Here is a 19,683-nt window from a genome sequence, read left to right as displayed (position 1 = left end):
CACTCATTTTCAGCAATTCCATTGGATCGCCCTGGCGCAGACACTGCCTCCATCCATAGGTTTTGAAGGAGTATCGAGATGAGCAACAACCCCACGGGCAGCCGCCCCAAGGTACTGGTTCTGGGCGCCACCGGCGGCATTGGCGGCGAGGTGGCGCGCCAGCTGCGTGACCGGGGGTGGGAGGTGGTGGCAATTCACCGCAACGCAGCGCAGGCCAGAGAACAGCGCGACGGGTTCACCTGGGTTCGGGGCGACGCGATGACCCTCGCCGATGTGATGGCCGCCGCCACGGGCTGCCAGGTGATCGTGCATGCGGTCAACCCGCCCGGCTACCGGCGCTGGAGCGAGCTGGTGCTGCCAATGATCGACAACACGATTGCAGCGGCCCGGGCGCACGGGGCCACGGTGGTGCTGCCAGGCACCGTCTACAACTACGGGCCTGACGCCTTCCCGGTGCTGCACGAAGACGCCCCCCAACACCCCCGCACACGCAAAGGCGCCCTGCGGGTGGAGCTGGAGCGCCGCCTGCAGCAAGCCACCGAGCCACACCCACTGGAGGCAGCATGCCGTGTGATCATCGTGCGCGCGGGCGACTTCTTTGGCCCGCAGGCGGGCAACAGCTGGTTTGCGCAGGGCCTGGTCCAGCCGGGCCGACCGGTGACCACGGTAAAGCAGCCAGGCGCGCCCGGCGTCGGGCACCAGTGGTCGTACTTGCCGGACGTGGCGCGCGCCATGGTGTTGCTGCTGGAGCGGCGCGCCGAGCTGCCCGCATTTGCCCGCTTCCACATGGCTGGGCATTGGGATGCCGATGGCACGCAGATGGCGGCTGCCATTGGCCGTGTGGTGGTGGCGCGGGGCGGCCAGGCGCCGCGCGTGCAGGCTTTTCCGTGGTGGCTGGTCACGCTGGTCTCGCCGTTCGTGACCACCTTGCGTGAAATGCGCGAGATGCGCTACCTGTGGCAGCAGCCGGTGCGCATGGCCAACGACCGGCTGCGGACGGTGCTGGGCGAAGAGCCACACACCCCGCTGGACGAGGCGGTGCAGGCCACCTTGCAGGGCCTGGGCTGCCTGCCAGCCTGCTCCGGTAGCAGCGGGAGCGGGCGCGCCCAGGCCGCACCGGCAACTACACCCCCAGAAACCCCGCAATCACCAGCCCGGCTTCCAGCGTGAACGCCCCTTGGGCGACGCGCTCCCGGACCACCTCCAGAGGCAGCAGGTCAAAACGCTCGACCTCGCCGTCCTGGTTGTCGGGCTCCATGCCCTGAGGCACCTGGGCGCGGAACCAGTCGATGCGCTCGACCATGAAGCCCGCGCCACCGCCCTCCCGGCTGGGGCGGCTGAACAGCACCTGGCCCCCGTGCGCCACGTTGGCCAATGCCTCCACCCGCAAACCGGCCTCTTCCCAGGTTTCGCGGGCCAGGGCCTGCGGCAGAGAGTCGGCAGCGGAGACCATGCCACCCATCAGCGTGTCCCACAGCCCGGGGTTGTTGGGTTTGGTCAGGGAGCGCTTTTGCACCCACATGCGTCCGTCAGGCGCCACGCCCACCAGGTGCACGGCGCGGGTGGCCACACCCAGCACACGCACCACCCCGCGCTCCACGGTGCCGATGACCTCGCCCGCCGGGTTGGTGACCGCCAACTGCTCATCACGCCAGGGGCCACACAGGCCCGCATCGCGCAGCGCGGCGGCCAGGGTGTTGAGGGCATCCGTGGTGTCAGCGGGTAATGCCTGCAAATACCACGCACGGCCCTCAGAATGCTCTGCTTCTGATAGCTGGTAGCGCTTGTTCATCAAGCGCTTCTGGCTGATTTGGCTGAAAAACCCGGGCGCTACCGAGCCCACCACCTGCCCCGCCACCACCAGGGGCTGGCGCGGCTGGGCCGGTGGCTGCTGCGCCGCCTGGCGTGCCCCTGCCAGCCACTGGTCGAAGGTGGGCGCCTGTGCAGCCGCGTTCACAGCGTGAGGATGGTGCAGCCGGTGGTCTTGCGTGCTTCCAGGTCGCGGTGGGCCTGCTGCACATCGGCCAGCGGGTAGCGCTGGTCGATATGGATCTTGACCTGCCCGCTGGCGACCACGGCAAACAGGTCGTCCGCCATGGCTTGCGTGGCTTCGCGCGTGGCGATGTGGGTGAACAGCGTCTGGCGCGTGACGTACAGCGAGCCTTTGGCGCCCAGGCTGCCCGGCGCAAACGGTGCCACCGGGCCGGACGCGTTACCGAAGCTGGCCATCAAGCCGAAGGGGCGCAGGCATTCGAGCGACTTGTCCCAGGTGTCCTTGCCCACCGAGTCGTACACCACCTTCACGCCCTTGCCGCCGGTGATCGCCTTCACACGGGCTGCGAAATCCTCGGTGCTGTAGTTGATGGCGTGCGCAGCCCCATTGGCCAGCGCCAGCTGGCACTTGGCATCGGACCCCGCCGTGCCGATGAGCTGCAGGCCGAGCGCCTTGGCCCATTGGCAGGCGATCAGGCCCACACCACCCGCTGCGGCATGGAACAGCACATGGTCACCGGGCTGCAGGCCTTCCACAGGCCGGGTTTTCTTGAGCAGGTATTGCGCCGTCAGGCCCTTGAGCATCATGGCCGCGCCGGTCTCGAAGCTGATGGCGTCGGGCAGCTTGCACACGCACTTGGCGGGCATCACGCGCACTTCACAGTAAGCGCCGGGGGGGTTGCTGGCATAGGCGGCGCGGTCGCCCACCTTGAGGTGTGTGACGCCCTCGCCCACAGCCTCGATCACACCGGCACCTTCCATGCCGATGGTGGCAGGCATGTTCAGCGGGTACAGGCCCGTGCGGTGGTAGACGTCGATGAAGTTCAGGCCGATGGCGTGGTGGCGGATGCGGACTTCGCCGGGGCCGGGCTCGCCCACGGGGACGTCAACGATGTGGAGTTCTTCGGGACCACCGTGCTGGCGGATCTGGACTGCAAGGCTCATGGCAATAAGTCTCCTCAAAAGGGGTGGGATGCTGACAACGGCGGCCATCCTGCCATGAATCTCACGACCGTGCCGGAGGCATGGCCCGCACCGATTTGCCTTGGGGACATGAGGCCCCGCCGCAGCAGGGCCCTGCCTGCACCGTTACAGTGCAGCCCCATGACTCAAAAAATCACACCCGGCACGGCCGTGCTGCTGGTGATCCCGCCCCTGCTGTGGGCCGGCAACGCGGTGGTAGGGCGGCTGGTCCACGAACTGATTCCCCCCATCACCCTGAACTTCATCCGCTGGGTTTTGGCCTTTGCCATCCTGCTGCCCCTGGCCCACGGCGTGCTGCGCGCCGACAGCCCGCTGTGGCCCCACTGGCGCCGCTACGCGCTGCTGGGCCTGCTGGGCATCGGGGCCTACAACGCGCTGCAGTACATGGCGCTGCAGACCTCCACCCCCATCAATGTGACGCTGGTGGGGTCGAGCATGCCGGTGTGGATGCTGGCAGTGGGCGCGCTGTTCTTCGGCGCGGCCGTCACGCGGCGCCAGGTGCTGGGCGCGCTGCTGTCGGTATGTGGGGTGCTGCTGGTGCTGAGCCGGGGCGAGTGGTCGCAGCTGCTGGCCTTCCGCCTGGTGCCGGGCGATTTGTTCATGCTGCTGGCGACCATCTCCTGGGCGTTCTACAGCTGGCTGCTGTCGCGCACCAGCGAGCCCACCAGCATCCGGGGCGACTGGGCTGCGTTCTTGATGGCACAGATGGTGTTTGGGCTGGCCTGGTCGGGCAGCTTTGCGGGGGCCGAATGGGCCAGCGGGCGCACGCATATCGAATGGGGCTGGCCGCTGATTGCCGCCCTGGCCTTCATTGCCGTGGGGCCTGCGGTGCTGGCCTACCGCTGCTGGGGGGTGGGCGTGCAACGCGCCGGGCCTGCAGCCGCCGGGTTTTTCATCAACCTCACGCCCCTGTTTGCCGGGGTGCTGTCGGCGGCGTTCCTGGGCGACACGCCCAAGGCCTTTCACGGCGTGGCGTTTGCGCTGATTGTGGGCGGCATCGTGGTGTCTTCACGGCGCTGAAGGATTCAATTTTTGATCCAAACTGCCGGTAGCGCAGGTATTGATTGCCTGAAGCGCTACATAAAAAGTAGCAAAAAGCGCTAATTCCCTGAGTCTGATCCGATCAACCCGGGGCAGTGACCGTGGCGGCGGACTCGATCAACGCCTCCAGGTCGGCCACCGGGGTAGGCCGCCCCAGCAGATAGCCCTGGAAGTACACACACCCGTGCCGGGCCAGGAAGTCCTTCTGCGCCTCGGTTTCCACCCCTTCGGCAATCACATCCAGCTCCAGGTTGCGCGCCATGCCCAGAATGGTCTGGACGATCACATCGTCGGTGTGCCGTACCCCCAGGTTGCGGACGAAGGACTGGTCGATCTTGAGCTGGTCCAGCGGCAGCCGCGTGAGGTACGCGAGCGATGAATAGCCGGTGCCAAAGTCGTCCACCGAAAAGCGCACGCCCTTGGTCTTGAGCATGCCGATCTTGGCGATGGTGTCGTCCACGTTGTCCAGCACCAGCGACTCAGTAAGTTCCAACTTGAGCAAATGCGGCTTGGCACCCGTCTCGCGCAGCACCTCGACCACCCGGGCCACAAAGTCGCGCTGCCGGAACTGCCGCGCGCTCACGTTGACCGACACCTGCAGGTGACGGTACCGCTCGTCCCCCTGCCAGGCCGCCAGCTGCTCGCAGGCGGTGCGCAGCACCCAGTGCCCCATGGGCACGATGAGTTCACTCTCCTCGGCCACACCAATGAATTCGCCCGGGGCGACCAGCCCGCGCTCCGGGTGCTGCCAGCGGATCAGGGCCTCGGCACCCACCATGCGGCCATCCAGGTGGAACTGCGGCTGGTAGTGCAGCACAAATTGCCGCGCCGTGAGGGCCATCTGCAGGTCAGTCTCCAGCTGCGCGCGCATGCTGATGACGATCTGCATCTGCGGGTCAAAAAAGCACAGCGCGTTGCGCCCTTGCGATTTGACTTGGTACATGGCGATGTCCGCCTCTTTCAGCAGGTCCACCGACGACTGCAGGCTGCCGCCCATCAGCGTGGCGCCAATGCTGGGCGTGCTGTGGTGCGCGTTCCCCCCCAGCGTGTATGGCACGTTGAGTTTGCGCAGGATCTTCTCACCCACCCGGCGCGCCTGGGCGGCGGCCTCATCACGGTGCACCGACAGGTCGCTGAGCATGACCACAAATTCGTCGCCCCCCAGGCGCGCCACCGTGTCCTCGCGCCGCACGCAGGTCTTCAGGCGCTGAGCCACCTGGCGCAACAGCATGTCGCCCACCTCATGGCCCCGCGTGTCGTTCAGGGTCTTGAAGTGGTCCAGGTCCAGGAACAACAAGGCGCCGTACTGCCCGCTGCGCACGCTGGCGGCAATGGCTTGCTGCATGCGGTCCATCAACAGACGGCGGTTGGGCAGGTTGGTCAGCGGATCGTAAAAGGCCAGGCTCTCGATCTCCGTGCTGGCCTTGCGCAGCGCAGTCACGTCGTGGTAGCTGATGACGAGGCCGCCATCGGGCGTGGCGCGTTCGGTGATCTGGATGGTGCTGCCGTTGGCGTACGACTGTTCACGCGGCTCGGGCTGGTGCTTTTGCCGCTCCAGGCGCTGGCTCACCCACCGCTTGCGCTCATCGTCGGACAGGCGGGGCACATGGTGCTCCACCGTGGCCTCCAGCACCGTTCGGAACGGAATGAGGGGCGTGATCACGCCCTGCAGCCACGGGAGAATCGTCTCCAGCTGGCGGTTCCACTGCACCACCCGATGCTGGCTGTCCAATAGCAAGAAGCCGCTCACCATGGACTCCAGCGCCTGGTCCAGCGTGGCCTTGGACTGCGCGATGGCCAGGCGGGCCTGGGACATCCGGTCCACATAGCGCAGCGCCAACACTCCCGCCGCAAAGATCATGGCGATGAACAGCGCGGTGGTCAGCGCAATGGCATCGCGCTGGTCGCGCCAGCCGGCGAGCGCCGCATCCAGCGGAATGCTGGCCGCGATGCGCAAGTCCTGGTACAGGATGGGCCGGAACACCACCAGCGATGGCTCGCCGGTCAATCGCGCAGGGGCCTGCCAAGCCATTCCCCGGTCGACCAAATCTCCGATGGGCGGCGTGAGGGTGGGCGCGGTCACGTCTTCGCGGTTGGGCACGCTCAGCAGCAGTTGCCCGGTGGCGCGCTCCAGCGTGACCTGCAGGCCGCTGATGTCCACGCCCTGTACCAGCACCGAGCTGAGGGCCGACACCGGCAGCTCGGCCACAGCCACCACCCGCGAGCTGTCGGCCATGCGCAGGTGGCGAGCGAAGTACAACACTTTCTCGGAACTGGCAAAGCTCACCACCGGCGCGCTGACCATCAGGGTGGATACAGGTTGCTCCAGCACGCTCTCCAGAAAACCGGCCGGCAGTTGCACCAACAGGCTGGCGCCTGCGGGGTCGGACGACGCCAACGCCTTGCCCGTGCTGTCGAGCACCGCCACGTAGCGCACCATGAGGTTCTGCCGCGCCGACCCCCGCAGCCGCTGGCTGGCCGTATCGGCATCCAGCCACTTGGGCATGGCATTGGACAGTCCCAGCAGCTCGTCCATGCTGGCCAGCAGCACGTCCACGGCCAGCAGCGAGCGGTTGAGTGCCGCCTCTGCGCCCGCCACGAAGCGCGTGGCCTGGGCCTCGCTATCGGCCAGCGCGGCCTGGCGGGCATTCCACGCCAGGGTACCGGCCACCGCCACCACGGCCGCCACAAACACTGCAGCGCCCGCCCAGACATAGGCCTTGATGCGCGAAGGTGCGGCGGACTCTGTCATTTCGCAGGCGCTGCCTGCAGCCCACGCGCTGGCCCGATGGTCTGGTTCCAGACCTGCGCGCAGCGAGCGCCGCAACGCTGCACCCAGCGCGGCAACACGGTGGATTCAAGGATCTCCTGGCGGCTGCGCTCATCCTGGGGCGACACGGGCACCACCACCATGCTGCCCTTGGTGCCAGCGCTGCAAGTGGGGGCACCCCGGTTGCAAGCCAGCCCGTCGGCAGTTTCACGCTCGGACTCGGCCCAGATGGCAGCTTCCAGGCGGGGCAGTTCGCGCTTGAGCAGCGTGCGCAGGTCGGCCGGCAGCGCCGCCCAGGCGGCCTGGTTGGCACCGAACACGGCAAGCCCCCAGGTCACCGGCAGGGTGTGCACGTGGGTGGTGAGCGACGGCAGGCCAAGCATGTTGCCCGACATGGTGCCGGTAATGGCGCATTCGGTATTGCCCGCGGTCAAGCTCGGCACGATCTGCGAAAAACTGGTCAGCACGGGCACCCCGCCCAAGGCGCCCACAAAGTCGGCCTGGCTGGCTGACGACACACGCACGCGGCGGCCAGTGAGTTCGGCCAGCGTACGCAGTGGCTTCTTGCAGAACACCACCTGCGCAGGGTACACATAGATGGCGAGTGCCTCGACGCCATGCTGCTCACGCAACGCCTTTTCGAGGTAGGGGCGAAACGCCGCCAGCGTGGTCTTGAGCGTGGCAAGGTCGGGGTTCAGTCCGGCCAGGTCAGGCGCTGTGTATTCGGGGTATTGCGCGGTGAAAGAACTCATCAGGGTGGTGCCAAAAGGAACCACGCCCAGCTGCAACAAACGCAGCATCTCGGCCCCAGGCACGCCGGCCCGGTCAAAGGGCACGATCTCTGCCTGGAAGCGCCCGGCGCTCAGGCGAGAAAGCTCCTTGGTCCAGAAGGGCTCTTCCTGCCGGACGTACTGGCTGATACCGGCCAGACCGCCCACGATGCGCAACCGGTACGGAGCTGCCGCTGCAGTGCCCGCACCCGCCGCGCTGGCCGCATCGGCGGCCTGCACAGCTGCCACAACGCACAGCGCCAGACACAGCAGGGTGCAGGGGCGTTTCAGGCGCAGCAGAAAGGGAGTGTGGACAGATTGCATGGCGGCGGACAGTGGCAGGCGCTGGCCCGCAGTATTCCACCAATTATTCAGCGCTCCGGTAAAGCTGTCGGCAAAACACCACGCCAGCTTCCGTTCTGCGGGAGCACTGCGCCACACAGCCCACCAGCCGGGCCTCGTCGGGCCCGGCCTGCGTCAGAACGTACCGGGGTAGGCACCACCGTCGGCCAGCACGTTCTGTCCCGTCATGTAGCCCGCGTGCATGCTGCACAGGAAGGCGCAAATGGCACCAAACTCTTCGGCAGTGCCATACCGCCCTGCCGGAATCTGCGCCTGCTGCGCGGAGCGCACATCCTGGACGCTCTTGCCCGCCTTGCTGGCGGCTGCCGTGACGGTGGCTGCGAGCCGGTCGGTGTCGAACTTGCCAGGCAGCAGGTTGTTGATGGTCACCCCGCTCGCTGCAATCTTGCTGCGCGACACACCCGCCACAAACCCCGTGAGACCACTGCGCGCGCCGTTGGACAGGCCCAGGATGTCGATGGGCGCCTTCACGGCGCTGGAAGTGATGTTGACGATGCGGCCAAACCCGCGTGCAGCCATGCCATCCACCGTGGCCTGAATCAACTCGATAGGGGTCAGCATGTTGGCGTCCACAGCCTTGATCCAGGCGTCGCGGTTCCAGTCGCGGAAGTCGCCGGTGGGTGGGCCGCCTGCGTTGGTGACCACGATGTCGAAGTCACGGTCCGGTCCTCCGGCCACCGAGAACACCGCCGCACGCCCTTCGGGTGTGGTGATGTCGGCCGCCACAGCCAGCACCTGGGGTGAGGCACCCTTTTGGCCGCTGGCGCCGGTTTTGTTTGCACTTTCAGCTATCAAACGAGTAGCAGCCTGTTCGAGCGCCTCGGCACTGCGGGCGTTGATGACCACATTGACACCCTCGCGCACCAAAGCCTGCGCGCAGCCATAGCCCAGCCCCTTGCTCGCGCCACACACCAGCGCCCATTTGCCTGCAATACCCAAATCCATAACAATCTCCGGTTTCACGCTGCATGCCGCAGCCACAACAAATCATAAGTGGAGAGTTACAAAAATGATCCGGCTGCACTGCAGAGCCCTGACTCCCTGGCTGGCATCGGGCGTGATGGCTCTCGCGCCTCTTCTGACAGGCACAGCACATGCCCAGGAGGCAGCCGTCGTCAAACGCGCCACCCAGCTGCGCGACAGCCCCACAGAAAACGGCGCCAGTGTGGCGCCCCTGGAAGCCAACGCGGTGGTCACGCGCACCAGTGAGCGCAAGGGCCCCTGGACCAAGGTCAGTACGCCACAAGGCGCCACGGGCTGGGTGCATATGTTTGACCTGGGCCCGCAGTCTGGCGCTGCTCCTACCAGTGGAAATGCAGCCACCAGCGGCATGCGCGGCCTGGGCGGCCTGTTTGGCAGCAACAGCGGCAGCACGACGACAGCCACCTCCACCGTGGGCATCCGGGGTCTGGGAGCCGAAGACATCGCCAAGGCGCAACCCAACCCGGCAGCCGTGACCCAGGCCGAGGGGCTGCGGGTCAACGCCGACCAAGCCCGCCAGTTCGCCAGCAATGCGTCGCTGCAGCCACGCAACGTGGCACCCCTGGCGGAGCCGCCCCGGCCCTCCTCCAGCAGCGGATCGGGGGCGACAGGCTCGTCCAACAATCCGTCCGACCCCAATTTCAGCCCCAACTGAGCGAGAGCTGCCATGCGTCTGCCCCCATCCCTCTCCCGCACCCGATTGCTCGCGGCGGCGTGTACCGCCCTGGCCCTGACCCTGCTCCCCAGCCAGGGGCAGAGCCAGGGGGTCATGAATCTGCTCAACGCCCTGGGTGGTGGCAGCTCCACCAGCAACACCGGCGGAGGCCTGCTGGGCGCCATCACCGGTGGAGGCAGCCCCGCAGGCCAGGGGGATGACCTCATCAGCATGCTCACCCGTTCGGTTGAGAGCATCGACGAGCCCCGCGAGATCGAAATCGGCCGCCAACTCTCGGCCGTGCTGCTGGGCAGCAAACCCCTGCACCCGGACATGGCACTGCAGCGGTATGTGAATCAGCTCGGGCGCTGGATCAGCCTGCAATCGCCCCGCCCCAACCTGCCGTGGACCTTTGTGGTGCTGGACGACTCGGGGTACAACGCCTTTGCGGCCCCGGGGGGGTATGTGTTCGTGACCAAGGGCCTGATCGACCGCTGCGCCGACGAGGCCGAGCTGGCTGGCATCCTCGCCCACGAAATCACCCACGTCACCGCCAAACACCACCTGCTGGCCATTCGCAAGACGGCACAGTCGGGCATGCTGACCCAGTTGGTGGCTTCGCAGATCAAGACCAACGCCGTGGGCAACGTGGTGGCCTCGCAATTTTTGGCACTGGGGCGCAACCTGTACGCACGCGGCCTGGACCAGACCGATGAGTACGATGCCGACCGCACTGGCGTGGCACTGGCCACCCGCGCGGGGTTTGATCCCTATGGACTGGTGTCGGTGCTGCAGCACCTGCGCACCGCCACGCCTGACAACCCGGCCTTCACGCTGGCACTGGCCACGCACCCGCCTGCACAGGCGCGCCTGGAGCAACTGGAGCTGGCCATGGGCAAGAACCTCGATGGATTCACCGGCACGGCCCCCGTGACGGTGGCCCAGCGCATGAATCCCAAAGCGGCACCCGCAGCAGCAGCGGTGCCGTCGCCTGCAGCACCGGCCGAGGCTCCAGCCCGCAGCAAGGCAGCTCCCAAAAAGAAGACGTCATAAAAGCAAGCAGGGCGGCCCTTGTCACGGCGCCCCAAAGGGCTGCGGGATGTGGGCTGTCAGGCCCTGCGCGCCATGCGGGTAAAAATGAAGATACCCGCGACCACAAGCACCGTCCCGGCAGCGACCCACACCGTGAACGGTTCGCCCAGAATCCACACGCCCATGAGGATGGTGGACAACGGGCCCACCATGCCCGTCTGCGCGGCCATGCCTGCGCCGATGCGCTCAATGGCCATCATCACCATCAGCACGGGCGCGGCCGTGCACAAGGTGGCGTTGAGTACCGACAGCCAGATCACCTCAGGCGCAACGACTGCCGCACTCAGCGGCCGCAGCACCACAAACTGCAACAGGCAGCACAGGCAAGCCACGGTCGTGGCAAGCCCCACCAACCGCAGCGCGCCCAGGCGCTGCACCATCTCGCCGCTGTAAACCAGATAGATGGCATAGCTGACTGCGCTCAGGAACACCAGCAAGGTGCCCCAGGCAGCATTGGCACCCTGCAGGTTGGCCTCGTGGCCAAACACCAGAACCACGCCGCTGTAGCTCACCAGCATGCCTGCCGCCTGGGCCCAGCGGATACCACGCCCGTACAACACCCAGCCCAGCAACACGACCAGCGTGGGGTTGAGGTACAGGATGAGGCGCTCCAGGCTGGCACTGATGTAGGCAAGCCCTGCAAAGTCGAGAAAACTCGCCAGATAGTAGCCGGTGACACCCAGGCCCAGCACGCCCAGCCAGTCCTTGCGGGTGAGCGGCGGTTTACCCCGGCTGGCCCACCAGGCCATCACGGCAAAGATGGGCAGCGCAAATAGCATGCGGTACATGATGAGCGTGACCGCATCCACCCCATGGCGGTAGGCCAGCTTGACGATGATGGCCTTGCCGCTGAAGGCGATGGAGCCCAGGAACGCCAGCACAAGGCCGGAGGCAATGCTCTTCTTTTCAGTGGTCACGGGTACGAAGGGACGCAAAGCGCCTGCTGAAGTATCTGCCGGACAGTGGTCGCCGGAGCGTTGCGCCCAGTGTGACACGGCAAGGCTGGTGCAGGCCATCGAACCTCTGCGCGGGCGCCCCCTTCATCAACGATGGCTGACAAGCCAAAGTGCACCCCGTGCCGCTCGACAGATCGGTGGGCCAACCGCCTTAGCGGTGTTTGTGGAACACCCGCTGGTGCAGCCGCCGCAGTGACCACCACACCCCTGCCGCCACCACCGGAATCGCGAGGGCTGCCGTAGTCTCCGGCGACAACGGCCAGCCCAGTTTTTGCGCGCCCTTGGCCAGATAGCTGACGAGCCCGACGATGTAATAGGTAATGGCCGCCACAGACAACCCCTCCACGGTGGACTGCATCTGCAACTGCAGATCCTGCCGGTGGTTCATGGTGGTCAGCAGCGCCTGGCTGCTTTGCTGCTGTTCGATCTCTACCCGGGTGCGCAGCAGGTTGCTCATGCGCGATACGCGCTGCGACAGCGCATCCTGCCGACGGGTTGCCCACTCACAGGTACTCCGAGCGGGGGTCAGGCGCCGGTCCATGAACTCCCGGATGGTCTGCATGCCCGCCAGGCGGGACTCGGCAATGTCCTGGATACGGCGGTCCAGCAATTCAAAGTAGGCACTGCTGGCCGAGAAGCGCGAGTGCGTGGCTGCGTACTGACTTTCCACCTGCCCGGCCAGGCGCGTCAGCCGATCGAGCAAGGCGGGCTCGTCATCACGGTTGGCCGTGCGGATGGCTTCAGCCAGCGCCGCCAGTTCGCGCTCAGCAAAGGCCAGCACGCTGGCAGCCTCGCGAGCGGCAGGCAGGCCGAGCAAGGCCGCCATGCGGTAGGTCTCGATTTCCAGCAGGCGCTGCACCAAACGCCCCAGGCGCCGTGGTGTCATGCCCCCTGCGAGCAGCACCATGCGCGAAAAGCCGTCGGCGTGGATCGCAAAGTCGGTGTACACCTCACCATGCCCGTCGGCCACGGTAGAGGCTACCAATGTGTCTTCGTGCAGAACATGCTTGACCAGAGAGCCCGATCCAAAGGTGTGTGTGGGCAGCACCCACAGGTTCAGGCTGCACAGGCACTGGCCGGGCAAAGCTGCAAGCCAGTCGTGCGGAACGGAATCCACGGCACTGACCGGCTCCCGCTCTCCAAAAGCCTCCACCGGCGCCGGGACCATGAAGGTCCAGGTGACGAATTCGGTGTGCATCTCCCAGCGCATCCGAAAAGCGCCCAAGTCCATACGCAAGTGGGTGGTCTGGGCGTCGGGCAGCGCCATGTGGTGGTCCCGCAGGAGCGCGGCCACATGGGCCCGGCTGGCCTCGCGCCCTGCCGCATCGGCCAGCATCACGATGTGCGCGATGGCCAGCGGGGCATTCATCGCCTCGGGCGGGCGGGCGTGGATTTCGTTGTGCAGCATCGCCCGGTGCGGGTGCTGCGTGGGATGAAACGGTGTAGACATGCGGACCTCTGCCCGCAATTGTGTACTGGCGACAGCCGTACCACGTGGACGCCACTGCCCAAAAAACAACGGCACCCGAAGGTGCCGTTGATCAGGGTGAGAAAAGAATCGGACCCGATCAGTCTTCCACAAACGCTTCTTCGCGCTTGTTCTTGACTGAAGGCAGCAGCACGATGATGAGCAGCAGTGCCGCAGCCGCCAACAGGCCAGCCGACAGCGGACGCGTCACAAACACGCTCCAGTCACCACGCGACAGCAGCAGCGCACGGCGCAGGTTCTCTTCCATCATGGGGCCCAGAATGAAGCCGAGCAGCAGCGGTGCCGGTTCGGTACCCAGCTTGTAGAAGATGTAGCCAATCAGACCGAACGCACCCACCATCCAGATGTCGAAGGTGTTGTTGTTGGTGGAGTACACACCCACCGCGCAGAACAGCACGATGGACGGATACAGCCAGCGGTAAGGCACCGTCAGCAGCTTGATCCAGATGCCGATCAGCGGCAGGTTCAGGATGATCAGCATCGCATTGCCGATCCACATCGAAGCAATCAGGCCCCAGAACAGTTCGGGGTTGCTGGTCATCACCTGGGGACCAGGCTGAATGTTGTGAATGGTCATGGCACCCACCATCAGCGCCATCACGGCGTTGGGAGGAATGCCCAGCGTCAGCAGCGGGATGAACGAGGTTTGTGCACCGGCGTTGTTGGCAGCTTCCGGAGAAGCCACGCCACGGATATTGCCCTGGCCGAAAGGCACTTCACCGGGTTGCAGCTTGGTCTTCTTTTCCAGCGTGTAGGCAGCAAAAGCAGCCAGCAGCGCACCGCCACCAGGCAGGATACCCAGTGCAGAACCCAGCGCGGTACCACGCAGCACGGCGGGAATCATGCGCTTGAAATCGTCCTTGGTGGGGAACAGACCCTCGACCTTGGCGGTGAACACTTCGCGTTCGTCATCAGGACGCGAGAGGTTGGCAATGATTTCGCCGTAACCGAACACGCCCATGGCGATGGTCACAAAACCGATGCCGTCGGTCAGCTCAGGGATATCGAAGCTGAAGCGGGCCACGCCCGAGTTCACGTCGGTACCCACCAGACCCATCAGCAGGCCCAGCACGATCATGGCCACTGCCTTGAGCAACGAGCCTGAGGCCAGCACCACAGCACCGATGAGACCCAGCACCATCAGCGAGAAGTACTCGGCAGGACCGAACTTGAACGCGACTTCGGTCAGCGGAGGCGCAAAGGCTGCCAGGATCAGCGTACCCACGCAGCCCGCGAAGAACGAACCCAGACCTGCAGCCGCCAGCGCCGGCCCCGCTCGACCCTTGCGCGCCATCTGGTAACCGTCAATCACGGTCACCACCGACGAGGACTCGCCTGGCAGGTTCACCAGAATGGCGGTGGTGGAACCACCATACTGGGCACCGTAGTAAATACCAGCCAGCATGATCAGCGCCGCCACCGGGGGCAGCGCATAGGTGGCGGGCAGCAGCATGGCGATGGTCGCCACCGGGCCAATGCCTGGCAGCACGCCAATGAGCGTGCCGAGCAAGCAGCCCACGAAGCAGTAAATCAGGTTCTGGAACGTGAAAGCAACGCCAAAACCCAGCGCGAGGTTATTGAATAATTCCATGGTCGGTGCTCCTGCTTAACCTGCGATGAAACTCGGCCACACAGGAAACTGCAGCTTGAGCGCCCACACAAAAGCCACGTAGCTGCCGATGGCAAGCACGGTGGCCAGAACAAACACACCCTTGGCATTGAACTCATTGCCAGCCAGGCTGGAGATGAAGGTCAGTGCATAGATGCCCACGATGAGGCCCATGGCCGGGATGCCCATGCTGGGCAGGCCACCCAGCAGAATGCCGAAGGCAAAGTTGGCAGCCAAAATGAAGAACAGCGGCTTCCAGGCCCATTTGCCGATCTTGTCGCCGTCGGCGGTTTCCACGGTCAGCGCCTTGAAGGTGATCACGCTGCCGATGAGGGCCAGCAAGATACCCAGCAACAACGGGAAGTAGCCAGGGCCCATGCGCGCGCCCGTGCCCACGTTGTAAGTGGTGGCACCCCACGCAAATGCGATCCCTACGCCCATGAACATGAGCCCGGACGCAAAGTCTTTATTACTCTTGATTTTCACGAATTGTCTCCTTGACGGAATTCTCGACTGCGCGATTGTGCTGGCAAGGAGCGGGCGGCGCGATGTGGATTCCACCTACATCCGGTAACGCTCTGCCCACACTGACAACAGCACCCTCACCCCGCAGCCCCTCTCAGAGACCAGAAAAGAAGGGCCAGCGGAGAAGATTGCCCAGAACGCAATCTCGCCCGCCCCGTTTCTCACTCCAGGGGCGGTGTGGCCGCAATCACCTCTTCCATGGTGGTCAGCCCCTCCGCCACGCGCAACGCACCCGCCAGGCGCAAGGGACGCATGCCGTCTTGCACGGCCTGGCGGCGCAGTACATCAATGGAAGGCGCCTGGGTGATTTTGTCCTTGAGCGCCTCGCTGACGGTGAGCAATTCATAGAGCCCCATGCGGCCCCTGAAACCGCCCATGCGGCAATCCACGCAGCCGACCGGCTTGTACGGGTGGTAGCTACCACTGATCTTCCAGGGCTTGACCACCTCGGTCAGGGCTTCGCGGCTCGCGGCCTCATCCTTTTGTTTGCACTGCTTGCACAGCGTGCGCACCAGCCGTTGGGCCAGCACGCCCAGCAAGGTGGCATTGAGGAGGTACGACGGAACACCCAGCTCCATCATGCGGGTGATGGCGCTGGGGGCATCGTTGGTGTGCAGGGTAGAGAACACCAGGTGGCCTGTCAGCGCCGCCTGGATGGCCATCTCGGCGGTCTCCAGGTCGCGGATCTCACCCACCATGATGATGTCAGGGTCCTGCCGCATCAGGGCGCGCAGGCCTTCGGCAAAGTTGAAGTCGAGCTGCGGCTGCACCTGGGTCTGGTTGAAGCTGGGCTCGATCATTTCGATGGGGTCTTCCACCGTGCTCACGTTGACCTCTTCAGTGGCCACGCGCTTCAGGGTCGAGTACAGCGTGGTGGTCTTGCCCGAGCCCGTGGGGCCAGTCACCAGGATGATGCCGTGCGGCCGCTTGACCAACGCCTCCCAGCGCTGCGCATCGTGCTGCGCAAAGCCCAGGGCATCAAGGTCCTTGACCGCGTTGTCCGGGTCAAAAATGCGCATGACCATCTTTTCGCCAAACGCAGTGGGCAAGGTGGACAGGCGCATTTCCACCTCTTCGCCCCGCTGGTTGCGGGTCTTGATGCGGCCGTCCTGTGGGCGGCGTTTTTCCACCACATCGATGCGACCCAGCAACTTGATGCGCGCTACCATCGCGTTGTGTACGCCCATGGGCATCTGGTAGACCGGGTGCAGCACACCGTCGATGCGAAAACGGATCACGCCCTGGTCGCGGCGCGGCTCCAGGTGAATGTCGCTCGCGCGCTGGTCAAACGCGTACTGCCAGAGCCAGTCCACCACCTTGACCACGCCCTGGTCGTTGGCATCGAGCTGCTTGTTGCTCTTGCCCAGCTCCACCAACTGCTCAAAGCTGCTGCCACCCGAGTTGCCGCCAGCCTTCTGCGCGGCGCGCACCGACTTGGCCAGCGCAAAAAATTCAGCCGTGAAGCGGTGGATGTCTTGGGGGTTCGCCACCACCCGGCGCACCGAGCGGCGCGACTGGCGCTCCACCTCGGCCACCCAGTCATCAATGAAAGGCTCGGCCGTGGCCACCACCACTTCTTTGCTGGTCACCTGCACAGGCAGCACCTTGTGGCGTTCCGCATAAGTGGCGCTCATGGTGTCTGCTACGCGCCCCACATCCACCTTGAGGGGGTCGATGCGCAGGTAGGCGAGGCCCGCACGTTGCGCCAGATACTCGGACAGCGCCTCGATGTCGAGCGGCTTGCTGTCGCTGACCCGCTCCATGGCCACACTGGCCAGGCGTACCAGGGCATGCTGGGAGCTCTCGGCCTGCGAACAGCGGGCGATGGTGCGTTGCGCTTCCTCGCGCGAGATCACCTTGTCATCGCTGAGCCACTGCACCATGCGGCGCCAGTCCACCGGGCCAATGTATGAAGCCGACTTCAGCCGGTCAGGGGTCACGACAGGAGCATTCATTGCAAGATTCCTCTCAGGGGTTCACAGGCTTGAACACCCGCAGCCATTTGGTGGTGGGCAGGTCCCACCGCGCCTGAATCGCCTCGGCCCGCTCGGCCAGTTCCGCGCGCTTGGGCCGCGTGGGGGTGCGCTGGGCCAGCACCACCGTGTTGCCTTCACGCGTGGGCTTGAACGCCCACAGCGCATCGCTGCCAAACGCCTGGGACATGCTCTGCAGGCTGCGGTCAAAGCTCGACGCGCGGCCGAACAGGTTCACAGTCATGCAGCCCGTCTCCGTGAGCAGTGCGCGGCAGTCGGCATAAAAATCGGGGCTATCGAGCACGGGGGCCGCAGCCTCGTGGTCATACAGGTCCACAGCCAGCGCATCCACCGTGCCCAGCCACATGGGGTTCTGGATCTCCTTGGACGCGTCGGCCAGCACCACGCGCAGCTTGGCGCCGTCGGGCGGCAGCTTGAACCACTGGCGGCACACGGCCAGCACCTGCGGGTTCAGCTCGATGGCGGTGGTGCAGATGCGCAGCTTTTTGTGGCAGAACTTGGTGATGGCACCCGCCCCCAGCCCCAACTGCATGGCATGGCCCTTGGACACCTGCGCCAGGTCGGCAAACAGCAGCCAGGCCATCATGCGCTGCACGTACTCCAGCTCCAGGGCGAAGGGCTCGTCGATGCGCATGGAGCCTTGGATCCAGGGTGTGCCCAGATGCAGGTGGCGCACTTCGCCGTCGTCAGACACGCTGACTTCGGGCAGTTCTTGCAAGGTTTCTTTTTTACGGGCCATTCACAGCAATCCGTGCCGGGCCATCACATCGGCCCAGGCGGTCAATTTACGTTCAAAACTCCAGGAGGCGTTGGCCGGGCTGGTCGATGGCAGCCGCAAGGCCTCGATGGCACGTGCGCCTGACGTGCCCACATCATGCGGCAAGAGCGTCGGCTGCCCGGCAGCTCCCAGCGCGGCAAGCGCCGCCGGCGCGTGCCGAAAACTCTCCGCACCGTTGTGCGCCAGCGCGGCCAGCCGGGGGCACACACTGCGCAGCGCCGCAAAGTCGTTGAGCCGGGCGTTACGGATACTGGTGTCCAGGCTGCCCTCGCGCTCGCAGCTCTGGTACACGTCCCACAGGCCCAGGCCGCGATCCAGCAGCCAGGCACAGCGGTCTGCATAACCATCCGGCCCCGCCGGGGGCAAGGGATGCTGGGGCCACAAGGCCTGCAGGATCTTCCAGAAGTGGTTCTGGGGGTGCGCGTAGTACTGGCGGGCTTGCAATGACGCAGCCCCCGGAAAACTGCCCAGCACCAGCACCACGGTGCGCACACCTGCCACCGGCGGCAGGCCCAGCCAGCGCGCGGACGGGCCGGAGGCGTCAGGCGTGGAGGCCGGCGACGGGTCGGCTGCAACAGGGGCTGGAAGCATGGGGCAATTTTGGCCCCAAAGGGCCGTCAGCCACGTCTGGCAGCACAAAAAAGATAGCTGTCGGCCCTTTGCCACAGGGCGTCAAACTCCCCAATTTCTCCCATTTGATCGTCCTTGCCGGTCTCTCTATCCCCCTACGACGGCCGCCCGTCTGCCAGCAGCCTTTCCAGCCGGGGCAACGCGGCCAAAGCATTGGCCCAGGTGCTGCCGGCCAGCGCCTGCACAGGCTGGCCGCGCAGCTGGGCCACCGCCGCCGCAATGCCAGGCAGCTCTGCCGGGCTGTTGCGGCCCTGGGCTTGTCCTGCGGCGCGCTCTGCGGCGGTGGTGTACAGCCAGTGGGGCGGAATGTCAGGCGCGTCGGTCTCCAGCACCAGGGCATCGCCGGGCAGCTCGGTGGCCAGACGGCGCAGCTGCAGGGCGCGGTCATAGGTCACCGCACCGCCAAATCCCAGCTTGAAGCCCAGGCCGATGAACGCCTGCGCCTGCTGCAGGCTGCCGTTGAAGGCATGCGCAATGCCGCCGCGCACCGGCAAATCCCGCAGGCCCTTGAGCAGCTTGTCGGCAGAACGGCGCACATGCAGGATCACCGGCAGGTCAAACCGCCGGGCCAGCTGCAGCTGTGCGCGGTAGAACCGCTCCTGGCGCGCCGGGTCGAGGCCCGGCACAAAATAATCGAGGCCGATCTCGCCAATCGCCACCAGGCGCGGGTCGGCGTGGTGCTGCTCCAGATACCCGGCCAGATGCTGCAGGTCCTCCTCCTCGGCGCGCCCTGTGTAGAGGGGATGAATGCCCAGCGCGTAGCTATCCCCATGCTGGTGCGCCAGTGCCCGCACGGTGTCCCAGTTGCTGCGCTCCACGGCCGGAATCACGCAATGGCAAACGCCTTGCGCCGCAGCCTGTGCGCGGACCGCACTGCGGTCGGCATCGAACTCGGGGGCGTCGAGGTGGCAGTGGGTATCGATCCAGGCGGTCATGCGCCGATGATGCCCGATGCAGCCTGCAAAGGCTGCGGTCGCAGGGGACGGTGGGCCCGTGTAGCCCTGCATGTGCATTTGCCCGCAAACCGTGCTACTGTCATTTGCGTGCGCCAGGC

General features: G+C 65.6%; 17 protein-coding genes. 4 read left to right on the top strand and 13 right to left on the bottom strand.

Annotated elements, in window-relative coordinates; genetic code table 11:
- The first annotated feature begins 78 nt into the window (after nt 1–78).
- Nucleotides 79–1,170, top strand: a complete 1,092-nt coding sequence (locus IB236_RS01755; RefSeq protein WP_192418481.1) for an SDR family oxidoreductase — start codon at nt 79–81, stop codon at nt 1,168–1,170.
- Here IB236_RS01755 and IB236_RS01750 read toward each other — a convergent pair.
- Both IB236_RS01750 and IB236_RS01745 read right to left on the bottom strand, forming a co-directional pair.
- Nucleotides 1,124–1,957, bottom strand: a complete 834-nt coding sequence (locus IB236_RS01750) for an NUDIX domain-containing protein (RefSeq protein WP_192418480.1) — start codon at nt 1,955–1,957, stop codon at nt 1,124–1,126. The two genes, IB236_RS01755 and IB236_RS01750, sit on opposite strands and share 47 nt — an antisense overlap.
- Nucleotides 1,954–2,937 (bottom strand): quinone oxidoreductase, encoded by a 984-nt coding sequence (locus tag IB236_RS01745; protein WP_192418479.1) that lies wholly within the window; start codon nt 2,935–2,937, stop codon nt 1,954–1,956. The genes IB236_RS01750 and IB236_RS01745 overlap by 4 nt, the downstream gene beginning before the upstream one ends.
- A gap of 159 nt (nt 2,938–3,096) precedes the next feature.
- Here IB236_RS01745 and IB236_RS01740 point away from each other — a divergent pair, with 159 nt between their 5' ends.
- Nucleotides 3,097–3,996, top strand: a complete 900-nt coding sequence (locus IB236_RS01740) for a DMT family transporter (protein WP_110959477.1) — start codon at nt 3,097–3,099, stop codon at nt 3,994–3,996.
- Nucleotides 3,997–4,099: 103 nt separating this feature from the next.
- On the opposite strand, the gene IB236_RS01735 is transcribed toward IB236_RS01740, so the two are convergent.
- The 3 genes from IB236_RS01735 to IB236_RS01725 form a co-directional block, all read right to left on the bottom strand.
- A complete protein-coding gene (locus tag IB236_RS01735; RefSeq protein WP_192418478.1) occupies nt 4,100–6,769 on the bottom strand; it encodes an EAL domain-containing protein in 2,670 nt (889 codons plus the stop codon).
- Nucleotides 6,766–7,881 carry a TRAP transporter substrate-binding protein gene (locus tag IB236_RS01730; RefSeq protein WP_225580901.1) on the bottom strand — a complete coding sequence of 372 codons (1,116 nt, stop codon included), beginning with the start codon at nt 7,879–7,881 and terminating at the stop codon, nt 6,766–6,768. The genes IB236_RS01735 and IB236_RS01730 overlap by 4 nt, the downstream gene beginning before the upstream one ends.
- 153 nt (nt 7,882–8,034) lie before the next feature.
- Nucleotides 8,035–8,865, bottom strand: a complete 831-nt coding sequence (locus IB236_RS01725; RefSeq protein WP_192418477.1) for an SDR family oxidoreductase — start codon at nt 8,863–8,865, stop codon at nt 8,035–8,037.
- A 115-nt stretch (nt 8,866–8,980) separates the two neighbouring features.
- Between IB236_RS01725 and IB236_RS01720 the strand changes: the two genes are divergently transcribed.
- Nucleotides 8,981–9,556 carry an SH3 domain-containing protein gene (locus IB236_RS01720; protein ID WP_225580900.1) on the top strand — a complete coding sequence of 192 codons (576 nt, stop codon included), beginning with the start codon at nt 8,981–8,983 and terminating at the stop codon, nt 9,554–9,556.
- A 12-nt stretch (nt 9,557–9,568) separates the two neighbouring features.
- Complete coding sequence (locus IB236_RS01715) at nt 9,569–10,609, top strand: M48 family metalloprotease (protein WP_056060955.1); 1,041 nt, start codon at nt 9,569–9,571, stop codon at nt 10,607–10,609.
- Nucleotides 10,610–10,665: 56 nt separating this feature from the next.
- Here IB236_RS01715 and IB236_RS01710 read toward each other — a convergent pair whose 3' ends face one another.
- From IB236_RS01710 to IB236_RS01675, 8 genes are all read right to left on the bottom strand, one after another.
- The gene (locus tag IB236_RS01710) at nt 10,666–11,565 is read right to left on the bottom strand and encodes a DMT family transporter (protein WP_056060951.1); all 900 of its coding nucleotides are present in this window, start codon (nt 11,563–11,565) and stop codon (nt 10,666–10,668) included.
- Nucleotides 11,566–11,755: 190 nt separating this feature from the next.
- Nucleotides 11,756–13,054, bottom strand: coding sequence for a DUF3422 family protein (locus tag IB236_RS01705; RefSeq protein WP_056060948.1), 1,299 nt, complete (start codon nt 13,052–13,054; stop codon nt 11,756–11,758).
- Between the two features lie 118 nt (nt 13,055–13,172).
- The gene (locus tag IB236_RS01700) at nt 13,173–14,684 is read right to left on the bottom strand and encodes a tripartite tricarboxylate transporter permease (RefSeq protein WP_056747454.1); all 1,512 of its coding nucleotides are present in this window, start codon (nt 14,682–14,684) and stop codon (nt 13,173–13,175) included.
- A gap of 15 nt (nt 14,685–14,699) precedes the next feature.
- Complete coding sequence (locus IB236_RS01695; protein WP_056747453.1) at nt 14,700–15,188, bottom strand: tripartite tricarboxylate transporter TctB family protein; 489 nt, start codon at nt 15,186–15,188, stop codon at nt 14,700–14,702.
- Nucleotides 15,189–15,388: 200 nt separating this feature from the next.
- Nucleotides 15,389–17,182: a GspE/PulE family protein gene (locus tag IB236_RS01690; protein WP_121943537.1), complete on the bottom strand. Its 1,794-nt coding sequence runs from the start codon at nt 17,180–17,182 to the stop codon at nt 15,389–15,391.
- 13 nt (nt 17,183–17,195) lie between these two features.
- Nucleotides 17,196–17,960 carry a spermidine synthase gene (locus IB236_RS01685; protein WP_192418475.1) on the bottom strand — a complete coding sequence of 255 codons (765 nt, stop codon included), beginning with the start codon at nt 17,958–17,960 and terminating at the stop codon, nt 17,196–17,198.
- The gene (locus tag IB236_RS01680) at nt 17,961–18,590 is read right to left on the bottom strand and encodes a DNA-deoxyinosine glycosylase (RefSeq protein ID WP_192418473.1); all 630 of its coding nucleotides are present in this window, start codon (nt 18,588–18,590) and stop codon (nt 17,961–17,963) included. It lies immediately after the preceding gene.
- Between the two features lie 134 nt (nt 18,591–18,724).
- Entirely contained in the window at nt 18,725–19,564 is an 840-nt protein-coding gene (locus IB236_RS01675) for a TatD family hydrolase (protein ID WP_146871322.1), read from the bottom strand.
- Nucleotides 19,565–19,683 lie beyond the last annotated feature (119 nt).

The organism is Acidovorax sp. ACV02 (genome assembly GCF_014851475.1).
Taxonomy (GTDB): Bacteria; Pseudomonadota; Gammaproteobacteria; order Burkholderiales; family Burkholderiaceae_C; genus Acidovorax; species Acidovorax delafieldii.
This window is presented reverse-complemented; position numbering and strand designations above follow the sequence as displayed.

Excerpts from the sequence above, each read along its gene's own strand:
- IB236_RS01755 (WP_192418481.1), top strand. The coding sequence starts at position 79 with ATGAGCAACAACCCCACGGGCAGCCGCCCCAAGGTACTGGTTCTGGGC.
- IB236_RS01745 (WP_192418479.1), bottom strand. The coding sequence starts at position 2,937 with ATGAGCCTTGCAGTCCAGATCCGCCAGCACGGTGGTCCCGAAGAACTC.
- IB236_RS01740 (WP_110959477.1), top strand. The coding sequence starts at position 3,097 with ATGACTCAAAAAATCACACCCGGCACGGCCGTGCTGCTGGTGATCCCG.
- IB236_RS01735 (WP_192418478.1), bottom strand. The coding sequence starts at position 6,769 with ATGACAGAGTCCGCCGCACCTTCGCGCATCAAGGCCTATGTCTGGGCG.
- IB236_RS01730 (WP_225580901.1), bottom strand. The coding sequence starts at position 7,881 with ATGCAATCTGTCCACACTCCCTTTCTGCTGCGCCTGAAACGCCCCTGC.
- IB236_RS01725 (WP_192418477.1), bottom strand. The coding sequence starts at position 8,865 with ATGGATTTGGGTATTGCAGGCAAATGGGCGCTGGTGTGTGGCGCGAGC.
- IB236_RS01720 (WP_225580900.1), top strand. The coding sequence starts at position 8,981 with ATGGCTCTCGCGCCTCTTCTGACAGGCACAGCACATGCCCAGGAGGCA.
- IB236_RS01715 (WP_056060955.1), top strand. The coding sequence starts at position 9,569 with ATGCGTCTGCCCCCATCCCTCTCCCGCACCCGATTGCTCGCGGCGGCG.
- IB236_RS01705 (WP_056060948.1), bottom strand. The coding sequence starts at position 13,054 with ATGTCTACACCGTTTCATCCCACGCAGCACCCGCACCGGGCGATGCTG.
- IB236_RS01700 (WP_056747454.1), bottom strand. The coding sequence starts at position 14,684 with ATGGAATTATTCAATAACCTCGCGCTGGGTTTTGGCGTTGCTTTCACG.
- IB236_RS01690 (WP_121943537.1), bottom strand. The coding sequence starts at position 17,182 with ATGAATGCTCCTGTCGTGACCCCTGACCGGCTGAAGTCGGCTTCATAC.
- IB236_RS01685 (WP_192418475.1), bottom strand. The coding sequence starts at position 17,960 with ATGGCCCGTAAAAAAGAAACCTTGCAAGAACTGCCCGAAGTCAGCGTG.
- IB236_RS01680 (WP_192418473.1), bottom strand. The coding sequence starts at position 18,590 with ATGCTTCCAGCCCCTGTTGCAGCCGACCCGTCGCCGGCCTCCACGCCT.
- IB236_RS01675 (WP_146871322.1), bottom strand. The coding sequence starts at position 19,564 with ATGACCGCCTGGATCGATACCCACTGCCACCTCGACGCCCCCGAGTTC.